We start from the raw sequence: 1,186 nt of genomic DNA on the forward strand, positions 1-1,186 counted from the left end.
TCGTTAGAAGTATGGAGCCGCTCTAAGTTGTAATAACGCATGTAGTCAGCCACATCATTTCTCATATGCTCTCTCGTTGGCTGGGGCACTTTCAAAACCCAGTCATGCTTTAAGCTTCCAAAGAACCGCTCCACAACAGAGTTATCCCAGCAAGCACCTACATCCCCCATGCTAGCTCTGATGCCATAATTACTCAGCAGTGTGCGATAACGCTTGCTGGTATACTGCGAACCTCTGTCACTATGAAACACCAAGCCTTTAGGAGGCTGGCGCAGATTATATGCCCTGATCATAGCTCGACTAACCAAGTCAGTAGTCATACGCTTATCAATCTGCCAGCCAACGATTCGGCGTGAAAATAAATCCATGACGATCGCGAGATACATCCAGCCTTCGCCTGTTTTCAGATAAGTCACATCGCCAGCCAAGATTTGATTTGGCCCAACCGGATTAAAGTTCTGGTTCAGCAAGTTATCTGCAACAGCATCACTGTGTTTACGCTTAGTTGTTGCCTTGTATGCAATGCGTTGCGTAACGACCAATCCAAGCTTAGCCATTAATTTTTGAGCGCTGTATTCAGTAATATCAAAGCCCTCTCTGCACAATCGTTTCCGCAGTTCTCTATAACCCAAACTACTTCGGCTTTTCTCGAAGATAGTTTTAGCTCTGCTATACAAATGTAACTGCTTTGGCGTAATAGATTTAGTTGGCCGTTTGAGCCAAGCATAATAAGCTGAGCGGCTAACACCCATTGCTTTGCAAAGTTTGATAACAGGATATGCTGAGGAAAGTTGTTGAATGGTTTGAAACCTTACTTGGTTTCCTTCAGCAGGAGGGCGCTGGCCTTTTTTAAAATCTCCTTTTCCATCTTCAGCTCTTTATTTTCCTTTCGGAGCCGAAGCAATTCAGCACGCTCATCTGTATTTAAGCCAGTACCAGATTGTTCCGCATCAAACTTGGCTTTCCAGTTGTAGAGCAACTTATCTGTAATACCCAATGAAGCAGCCGCTTTAGGAACGCTATAGCCTTGCTCGGTGACCAGGGCAACCGCTTCTTGTTTAAACTCTGTTGTATAACTTCTGTTCTTTCGTTTTGTCATTTAACACCTCAATAATTGGATTATATTCCTTATTGAAGTGTCCTGTTTGATTAAAGCAGATCACTATCAAAGATAGATTAGGATCTA

General features: G+C 43.3%; 1 protein-coding gene. It reads right to left on the bottom strand.

Annotation, left to right across the window (positions count from 1 at the left end):
- Positions 1-1,099 (bottom strand): IS3 family transposase gene (locus tag A3766_RS08455; protein WP_197479441.1). Its coding sequence is split into 2 segments (ribosomal slippage), with 1,100 coding nucleotides annotated over them: positions 1-829 and positions 829-1,099; the frame shifts between segments, so codons are not numbered across the junction. This gene is flagged as partial in the annotation.
- Positions 1,100-1,186: the final 87 nt, after the last annotated feature.

The sequence above is a fragment of the Oleiphilus sp. HI0132 genome (genome assembly GCF_001635845.1).